8 protein-coding genes are annotated in these 9,359 nt (G+C 67.3%); all 8 read left to right on the forward strand.

Annotated elements, in window-relative coordinates; translation table 11 throughout:
• Positions 1–287: 287 nt before the first annotated feature.
• The 8 genes from ACFWP0_RS11230 to ACFWP0_RS11265 all read left to right on the forward strand — a co-directional run bounded on the left by ACFWP0_RS11230 (position 288) and on the right by ACFWP0_RS11265 (position 9,174).
• Positions 288–1,901, forward strand: a complete 1,614-nt coding sequence (locus ACFWP0_RS11230; RefSeq protein ID WP_377842021.1) for an ABC transporter substrate-binding protein — start codon at positions 288–290, stop codon at positions 1,899–1,901.
• Positions 1,902–1,988: 87 nt separating this feature from the next.
• Entirely contained in the window at positions 1,989–2,960 is a 972-nt protein-coding gene (locus ACFWP0_RS11235; protein ID WP_377842023.1) for a succinylglutamate desuccinylase/aspartoacylase family protein, read from the forward strand.
• Positions 2,961–3,055: 95 nt separating this feature from the next.
• Positions 3,056–4,033, forward strand: a complete 978-nt coding sequence (locus ACFWP0_RS11240) for an ABC transporter permease (protein ID WP_377842025.1) — start codon at positions 3,056–3,058, stop codon at positions 4,031–4,033.
• 6 nt (positions 4,034–4,039) lie between these two features.
• Positions 4,040–4,957: an ABC transporter permease gene (locus ACFWP0_RS11245; protein WP_377842027.1), complete on the forward strand. Its 918-nt coding sequence runs from the start codon at positions 4,040–4,042 to the stop codon at positions 4,955–4,957.
• A gap of 154 nt (positions 4,958–5,111) precedes the next feature.
• The gene (locus ACFWP0_RS11250; protein WP_377842029.1) at positions 5,112–6,095 is read left to right on the forward strand and encodes an ABC transporter ATP-binding protein; all 984 of its coding nucleotides are present in this window, start codon (positions 5,112–5,114) and stop codon (positions 6,093–6,095) included.
• Positions 6,092–7,102 (forward strand): ABC transporter ATP-binding protein, encoded by a 1,011-nt coding sequence (locus ACFWP0_RS11255; protein WP_377842031.1) that lies wholly within the window; start codon positions 6,092–6,094, stop codon positions 7,100–7,102. The genes ACFWP0_RS11250 and ACFWP0_RS11255 overlap by 4 nt, the downstream gene beginning before the upstream one ends.
• Complete coding sequence (locus tag ACFWP0_RS11260; protein ID WP_377842033.1) at positions 7,102–8,007, forward strand: alpha/beta hydrolase; 906 nt, start codon at positions 7,102–7,104, stop codon at positions 8,005–8,007. The genes ACFWP0_RS11255 and ACFWP0_RS11260 overlap by 1 nt, the downstream gene beginning before the upstream one ends.
• Positions 8,008–8,043: 36 nt before the next feature.
• The gene (locus ACFWP0_RS11265) at positions 8,044–9,174 is read left to right on the forward strand and encodes a M20 family metallopeptidase (protein WP_377842035.1); all 1,131 of its coding nucleotides are present in this window, start codon (positions 8,044–8,046) and stop codon (positions 9,172–9,174) included.
• The last annotated feature ends 185 nt before the right edge of the window (positions 9,175–9,359 follow it).

Consider the following 9,359-nt stretch of genomic DNA (forward strand, 5'->3'; position numbering starts at 1 on the left):
CGCTGCGACGGACCGGCGCCCGCCCTCACCGGCACCATCGCGCCGCGCCGGCCCCTTCGGGGGCCCCCGCGACGCCCCCTTTGCCTCCCCCTTCTCGGCGTTTTCCCTAGCGCCGCATTCGCCGTTGTGCATTGACAGCGCGCGAAGCCCCTACCGATAATCGGCCCCTTGCCGTCGTGCCTGGCGCCAAACACCGATAAGCCCCCGGCCCGCGCACTCCGCCCGGCCGGCGCAGGTGGTCCATCCGCAAGCACGATCCGGTTCGTTTCCCATCCGGAGTTGTCACCATGAAGTTGCGCACCACCCTGGCCCTTGTGGCCGCGGCCATCCCCCTGGCAGCCGCCCAAGCCCAGACGCTGAAGGTAGGCCTGTCGGCCGAACCCACCTCGGCGGACCCCCACTATCACAAGATGACGCAGAACGACGCGTTTTCCGCGCACGTCTACAGCTCGCTGGTGGGCCGCAGCGCCGATATGAAGCTGGTGCCCCAGCTGGCCACGTCGTGGAAGAACCTGGACGACCTGACCTGGGAATTCAAGCTGCGCGACGACGTCAAGTTCTCCAACGGCAAGCCGTTCACGTCCGAAGACGTGCTGTTCACGATCTGCCGCACGCTGAACAACGAAACCAACGTGTCGCAGTCCTACATGGACATGACCAAGCGCATCACCGACGTGCAGACGCCCGATGCGCACACCGTGATCATCAAGACCGGCGAGCCCTTCCCGCTGATGCCGGCCGAACTCGCGCGCTCGCTGCCGATCGTCTGGAACGGCATCGTCGAACACGGCAAGCTCAATTTCGACCCCAAGAAGGGTTGCGGCGTGACAGGCGCCTGGCCCACCGTGGCGGATTTCAACAATGGCAAGGACGCCATCGGCACCGGCCCCTACACGCTGAAGTCCTACGTCAAGGGCACCGGCATCGAGCTGGTCCGCAACGAGAACTACTGGGGCCCCAAGCCGCACTGGAAGGAAGTGAAGTTCGTGCCGGTGCCCTCGGCCGGCCCGCGCCTGACCGGCCTGCTGTCGGGCGACTTCGACATGATCGAAAACCCCGCCGCGCGCGACCTGCCCCGCCTGAAGGACAACCCGAAGTTCGGTTTCGTGGCCACCCCGTCCACCCGCCTGGTGTTCTTCCAGCCGGACGTGGGCCGCAACCCGAGCCCCTTCGTCAAGGGCGCCGACGGCAAGAATCCGCTGCAGGACCTGCGCGTGCGCAAGGCCATCTCCATGGCCATCGACCGCAAGACCATCACCGCCCGCATCATGGACGGCATGGCCACCCCGGCCTTCCAGTACATGCCCGACGGCATGTTCGGCGCGCTGCCCAAGGCCCCGGAAATCAAGTACGACCCGGAAGGCGCGAAGAAGCTGCTGGCGGAAGCCGGCTACCCGAACGGCTTTGAACTGACGCTATCGTCCACCAACGACCGCTATGTCAACGACGGGCAGATCGCCCAGGCCGTGGCCCAATACCTAGCCCGCGTCGGCATCAAGACCAATGTGGACGCCATGACGGCCTCGATCTACTTCCCCAAGCGCGCCAAGCGCGAATTCAGCTTCTCGATGGGCGGCTGGCCGGCGGAAACGGGCGAGGCCTCGGCGCTGTTCCAGCTGTGGGTGGCCTCCCTGGATTCCCCCGTCAGCCTGGGCACCAGCAATTACGGCGGCTTCTCCAACGCGGACTTCGACAAGGTCTACAAGCAGGCCATCGTGACGGTCGACGCGCCCAAGCGCGAAAAACTGCTGCAGGAATCCACCCAGATCGCGCTGGACAACGTGCCGCTGATCCCGCTGCACTTCGAAAGCAGCATCTGGGCCTTCCGCAAGGGCATCACCTACGAAGGCCGCCGCGACCAGTACACGCTGGCCACCTCGGTCAAGCCCGACGCGAAGTGAACGGATTTGCCTGAATGAAAAAAACGGCTGCCTCGCGCAGCCGTTTTTCCATCCCCTATACAATCCTCTCGCTTCATCGGAATTTCCATGCCCACGTCTTTGCCCACGCCCAGCCCACGTCCTTTTCTTCTTGCCTGTCCGGATCTGTCGGCCGAACGCCTGGGCAATTCCGATACGCCCGGCGTCTGGCACTTCGACTCCGGCGCGCCCGGCAAGCGCGTGATGCTGAGCGCCCTGGTCCACGGCAATGAGCTGTGCGGCGCCTGGGCGCTGAAGGAAGCCCTGGCGGCGGGCCTGCGCCCGCGGCGCGGTTCGCTGACGCTGGCGTTCTGCAACCTGGCCGCGTTCGACCGCTTCGACTCCCGCAACTACGCCCCCGCGCGCTTCGTCGACGAAGACATGAACCGCGTCTGGAGCGACGACAAGCTGGCCGTGCCCATCAGCCAGGAACGCCGCCGCGCCGCCGAGATCCGCCCCTGGGTGGAACAGGCCGATTGGCTGCTGGACTTCCATTCGATGAGCAATTCCGACGTGCCGCTGCAGCTCACAGGCATGGAGCAGCGCAATATCGACCTGGCGCTGGCGCTGGGCAACCCCGCCACCATCATCGCCGATGCCGGCCACGCCGCCGGGGTGCGCATGCGCGACTACGGCCGCTTCGGCGAAAGCGGCGACAACGGCACCCGTTCCCTGCTGATCGAATGCGGCTTCCATGGCGCGCCCGAGGCGCGCGGCGTGGCGGTGGACCAGATGGCGCGCTTCCTGGTCGAGGCGGGCACGGTCGACCGCGGCGACATTCCCTCCGGCTGGTTCGCCCCCGGCGCCCAGGTCCAGCGCGCATTGCGCGTGACGCACGCCGTCGCCGCCAAGAGCGCCGACTTCCGGTTCGCCGAGCCCTGGAAGGGCCTGGAAACGCTGGCCGCGGCCGGCACCGTGATCGGCTGGTCCGAAGGCGAGCCCGTCGTCACGCCCTATGACAACTGCGTGCTGATCATGCCGTCCACCGCGAATCTGCGGCCTGGCGTGACCGTCGTCCGGCTGGCGCAGCCCATCGTCTAGGCAAGAACGCAACCTACACCCTGGCCATGTCGGCCAAGCCCGCCAAGTAAGCGCGCGGCGCCCGCAAACCCCGAGCCCACCAAGGAAATCATCACGTGGCCTTGTTCATCCTACGCAGACTGATACAGAGTCTGTTCGTGCTGCTGGCCGTTTCGGTCGTGGTCTTCTTCGCGGTGTATGCCGTGGGCGACCCGATCGAGCTGCTGGTCAGCCCCGAAGCCAGCCAGGCCGCGCGCGAGGCGATGATCGCCCGCCTGGGCCTGGACCTGCCCGTGTGGCAGCAGTACACCGGGTTCCTGTGGCGCGCGCTGCACGGCGACCTGGGCACATCCTTCGTGCACGGCATCCCCGCGATCGAACTGATCGTGCAGCGCATCCCCGCCACGTTCGAGCTGGTCATCGTGGCCATCCTGCTGACCTGTGCGATCGGGATTCCGCTGGGCCTGGTCGCGGGCCTGTACCGCGACGAGTACCTGGGCCGCGGCATCATGGCCTCGTCCGTGCTGGGCTTCTCGCTGCCGAACTTCTGGCAAGGCATGATGCTGATCCTGCTGTTCGCCGTGTGGCTGGGCTGGCTGCCCGCCACGGGCCGCGGCGACACGGTCACCGTGCTGGGCGTGCGCCTGTCCATCCTGACCGCCGACGGCTGGTCCCACCTGATCATGCCCGCGGTCAACCTGGCGCTGGCCAACATCGCCCTGGTGCTGCGCCTGACCGCCTCCGGCGTGGTCGAGGCCCGCAGCCAGGACTACGTGAAGTTCGCGCGCGCCAAGGGCGTCAAGCCCGGGCGCATCGTGCGCCGCCACATCCTGCGCAACATCCTGATCCCCGTCGTCACCGTGATCGGCATGGAATTCGGCAGCCTCATCGCCTACTCCACCATCACCGAGACCGTATTCGCGTGGCCCGGCATGGGCAAGCTGCTCATCGACAGCGTCTACCAGCTCGACCGCCCCGTCGTGGTCGCCTACGTGATGCTGGTCACCCTGATCTTCGTGGTCATCAACCTGGTTGTGGACATCCTGTACGCCGCGCTCGACCCGCGCGTGCAGCTCGTGGCCCCCGCTCAATAATCCGCCATGGCTAACTCTCCCAATCCCGGCCGCACCCGCACCGTCCAGCCTCTGGCCGAGACGCCCAAGCGCGCCGCCATCCTGAAGAAACTGCGCGCGCGCCCCACGGTGCGCGGTTCCGTCATCGCGCTGGCCGTCCTGGTGATCCTGGTGGTCTTCGCGCCGTATTTCGCGCCGCAGAACCCGTACGACCTGGCCAACCTGTCGCTCATGGACGGCCGCCTGGCGCCGCGCCAGGCGCTGATGGACGGCAGCATCGCCTGGCTGGGCACCGACGACCAGGGCCGCGACATGCTCAGCGCCATCCTGTATGGCCTACGCATCAGCCTGATGGTGGGCCTGTCCGCCGTCGTGCTGGCCACCGCCATCGGCGGCGCGATCGGCCTGGTGGCCGCCTATGTGGGCGGCCTGGTCGACACCGTGCTGATGCGCATCGTCGACTTCATCCTGGGATTCCCGACCATCCTGGTGGCGCTGGTGCTGCTGGTGGTGCTGGGACGCGGGGTCGACAAGGTGATCCTGGCCCTGGTGCTGGTGCAGTGGGGCCATTACGCGCGCATCATGCGCAGCCGCGCCCTGCAGGAACGCCGCAAGGAATACGTGGAAGCGGCCGCCAACCTGGGCTTTCCGGCCTGGCGCATCATGCTCTTTCACCTGCTGCCCAACTGCCTGGGCCCCGTCATGGTGTTCGCCACCATCCAGATCGCCACCGCGATCGCCCTGGAAGCGACGCTGTCCTTCCTGGGGGTGGGCGTGCCCATCACCGAGCCCTCGCTGGGCCTCCTGATCTCCAACGGCTTCCAATACCTGCTGTCGGGCGACTACTGGATCAGCCTGTTCCCGGGCATTGCGCTGCTGGTGCTGATTCTTTCCATCAATATCGTGGGCGACCGCCTGCGCGAAAGCCTGGACCCCAAGAGATGAGGCCCACCCCCGAAGCGCTGCGCGCTTCCCCCTTAGGCGGGCCCCCCTCCAGGGGGCGTGCCGGCGGACCGGCAAAGCCGGCTCCGCGGCACCCCGATCAAGCGACAGCCGTTACATGCGTTGCGGGTGGCGCTTTGCGCAATGGACAAATGAAATGAGCGAAGTTCTTCTTGATGTGCGCGGCCTGCGCACCGCATTCCATACGGAGGCCGGCGCCTGGCTGGCGGTCGACGGCGTCGACCTCACCGTGCGCCGCGGCGAGATCGTCGGCCTGGTCGGCGAATCGGGCTCCGGCAAATCCGTGACCGGCTTCTCGCTATTGGGCCTGATCGACCCGCCCGGAGAGGTCGTGGACGGCGAAGTGAAATTCAAGGGCGCCGACCTGCGCAAGCTGTCCGAGGAGCAGATGCGCCAGCTGCGCGGCAACCGCATCGCCATGATCTTCCAGGACCCGCTGATGACGCTCAACCCGGTGCTGCGCATCGGCGAGCAGATGATGGAAGCGATCCTCACCCATGAAAACGTGTCGCGCGCCGAGGCCGAGGAGCGCTGCCGCGAGGCGCTGGCCATGGTGGGCATCCCGTCGCCCGAAACGCGCTTGAAGAGCTATCCGCACGAGTTCTCCGGCGGCATGCGCCAGCGCGTGGCGATCGCCATCGCGATGCTGAACAAACCCGACCTCATCATCTGCGACGAGCCCACCACCGCGCTGGACGTCACCATCCAGGGCCAGATCCTCTACCGCATGCAGGAGATCTGCCGAGAGCACAACACCGCGCTGATCTGGATCACCCACGACCTGGGCGTGGTGTCCGAGCTGGCCGACCGCGTGGCCGTGATGTATGCCGGCCGCATCGTCGAAAGCGGTCCGGTCGAGCAGGTGCTGGACTCGCCGCGCCACCCCTATACCAAGGGCCTCTTGGATTCGATGCCCGGCGCCACGCAACCCGGCGCGCGCCTGCACCAGATCAACGGCATGGCGCCCAGCCTGGCCGGCCGCCCCTCGGGCTGTGCGTTCCGTCCGCGCTGCCCCAGCGCGGTCACGCGCTGCACCGAGCAAGCCCCCTCCGTCACCACCGAAGGTCCGCGCAGCTTCCGCTGCTACGTGCCGATAGCCCGCGAGGCACAGCAGCGATGAGTCAAGTCGATACCCCCGTCATCGAGCTCAAGAACGTCCACAAGCGCTTCGAGCAGCGGCCCGACCTTGCCCAGCGCATCCTGGCCCTGACCGGCCGTCCCATCGACCGCCGCACCGTGTATGCGGTCAATGGCGTGGACCTGTCGATCAAGCGCGGCGAAGTGGTGGGCCTGGTGGGCGAATCCGGCTGCGGCAAGTCCACGCTGGGGCGCGTCGTGGCCGGCCTGCACCGCCAGAGCGAAGGCGAACTGCGATACCAGGGCCAGGACGCCAACCGCCTGCGCGGCGCCGAAAAGCTGGCCTACACGCTGGGCGTGCAGATGATTTTCCAGGACCCGCAGGCCTCGCTGAATCCCCGCCAGCGCCTGCGCCAGATCCTGGGCGAATCGCTGAAGGTCCACAAGCTGGCGCCCCCCGACCAGATTCCCGCGCGCATCGACCAGGCGCTGAAGGAAGTGGGCCTGGACGCCGAGTACCGCGACCGCTTCCCGCACCAGATCTCGGGCGGCCAGCGCCAGCGCATCGGCATCGCCCGCGCGCTGATGGTGGCGCCGAAATTCCTGGTCTGCGACGAGCCCGTGGCCGCGCTGGACGTGTCCATCCAGGCGCAGGTGATCAACCTGTTCATGGACCTGCGCGAGCAGCACGGCTTCACCTATCTGTTCATCAGCCATGACCTGGGCGTGGTCAAGCACATCTCCGACCGCGTCGCGATCATGTACCTGGGCAAGATCGTGGAGATCTCCACATCGGCCGAAATCTTCGCGCGGGCCAATCACCCCTACACTCAGGCCTTGATGGCCGAAGTGCCGGACGTGGCCCGCCGCGGCCGCAAGTTCACGCCGATCAAGGGCGAGATCCCGTCGCCGCTGAATCCGCCCCCGGGCTGCACGTTCAACCCCCGTTGCCCCCACGCCATGCCGCGCTGCCGCGAGCAGGCGCCGGCCCTGAAAGAAATCTCGGCGGGCCACTGGTCCGCCTGCCACCTGAATGAAGCGAGCGCCTGATGAAACCCTCTGAGATGTCCAACGTAGACCGCATCGCCATCGAGATGGGCCATGCCGGCCGCAACGCCATCCTGTATGTGGACGAGGACCGCAATTCCGACCGTCCGTTCAAGCTGCAGACCTACCGCCCCTACGGCTACACGCCGGACCGCCCCGTGGTCATCGTGCAGCACGGCGTGCTGCGCAACGGCGACGAATACCGCGACTTCTGGGTCGAGGCCGCCGACAAGCACAAGCTGCTGATCGTGGCGCTGACCTTCTCCAACGAGATCTGGCCCGGCGTGGAAAGCTACAACAACGGCCGCGTGTTCTCGGCCGGCGGCAATCCGCGCCACATCGACGGCTGGACCTACGCGCTGGTGGGCAACGTCATCAAGGACATGATCGACGGGGAGATCACCGACGGCCAGAACTTCTACCTGTTCGGCCACAGCGCGGGCGGCCAGTTCGTCCACCGCCTGATGAGCAGCCAGTCGCACGCGCCGTTCAAGGCCGTGACGGCCGGCAACCCCGGCTGGTACACGCTGCCGACGTTCGACTATCCCTTCCCCGAAGGCATGGACGGCGTGGGGCTGACGGAAGAGCACTTGGTGAAGCTGCTGGCCTACCCCATGACCATCCTGGCGGGCGACCAGGACATCGCCACCGACGACCCCAACCTGCCGGCCGAACCCGCCGCCATGCGCCAGGGCCCGCACCGCTTTGCGCGCGCGCAAAACTACTACGGGGCCGGCCGCAAGGAAGCCGAGCGCCGCGGCGTGCCGTTCGGCTGGACGCTGCAGGTCGTGCCGGGCATCGGCCACGACGGCCGCGCCATGTCCGCCGTCTGCGCCAGCCTGTGGTTCGACGGCAAGATGCCCGACGACGCCGAACTCGCCCGCCTGGCCGGCCAGCAGGTCGCCTGACCCCCTCTTTTTCCGTTGCTGAATTCAGATACCGCCATGTCCACTACTCAGAGCGCCGAACAGATCGTCGCCGGCATCCAAGGCTGGCTGCAATGCGAATCGCCCTCGAACTTCCCCGATGGCATCGCCGCGATGGCGCGCATCATCGCCGACTACGCCGCCGCCGCCGGCCTGACGGTGGAACTGTCGTCGCTGGGCCCGGCCACCGGCCCGCTGCTGTACGCGACCAACCGCGCCCCCGGCGACACGCGCCCCGGCATCCTGATCCTGGCGCACATGGACACCGTGCACCCGGTCGGCACGCTGCTTGAGAACCCCGTGCGCATCGACGGCGACCGTCTCTACGGTCCCGGCAGCTACGACATGAAGGCGGGCATCTACCTGGCGCTGACGGCCCTGGCCGGCGTGGCGCGCCCCGGCGCGACGCAGCTGCCCGTGGACTTCCTGGTGGTTCCCGACGAGGAAACCGGCAGCCACGCCTCGCGCGCGCACATCGAGCGCTTTGCCGCCAACGCCAAGTACGCGCTGGTCTGCGAACCGGCCCGCCCCAACGGCGGCAAGTGCGTCACGGCGCGCAAGGGCACGGGCATGCTGAACCTGAACGTCAAGGGCCGCCCGGCCCACGCCGGCATGCAACACGAGAAGGGCCGCAGCGCGATCCGCGAAATGGCCCACCAGGTGCTGGCGCTGGAAGCCATGACCGACTACGACCGCGGCATCACCGTCAGCGTCGGCACCATCGCCGGGGGCACCGTGACCAACACCGTGCCGGCCCTGTGCCGCTGCGTGGTGGACTTCCGGGTTCCCGACATGGGGGCAGCGCAGGACGTGCTGCGCCGGATGCGCGAGCTGTGCGCGGTGGGTCCGGATGTGGAGCTCGACATCGATGTGGAACTGAACCGTCCGCCGATGGTGAAGACGGAAGCGGCGGCGGCGCTGCTGGCGCTGGTTCAAGGATATGCGGATCGCGCGGGGTTCCTGCTGGAAGATGCGCCGATGACGGGGGGTGGCAGCGATGCGAACTTCACGTCGGCGATGGGGATTCCTACGTTGGATGGTTTGGGCGCTGATGGAGACGGGGCGCATACGTTGAATGAGTACATTCTTGTTTCTACGTTGGAGCAGCGGTTGAAGTTCTGGGAATTGCTGCTTCGGGAATTGGCTTAGTTTTTTTGGGTTTTTGCGGCTGGGTGGTGGTTCTTAAGACGCCCGGCGTGGCGGGGGGAGGCGGATCTTGCGGCGCCCGCCGGCCGCCCCCGGCCGGCCGCGCGGGCGGCCTTGGGGGGCTTACGCAATGTCTTGCGGCACATGATGCCGCCTGACCAGGGTCTGATACCGATGAAACGCCGAAC

It is taken from the genome of Achromobacter sp. NPDC058515, assembly GCF_042721735.1.
GTDB lineage: Bacteria > Pseudomonadota > Gammaproteobacteria > Burkholderiales > Burkholderiaceae_B > Achromobacter.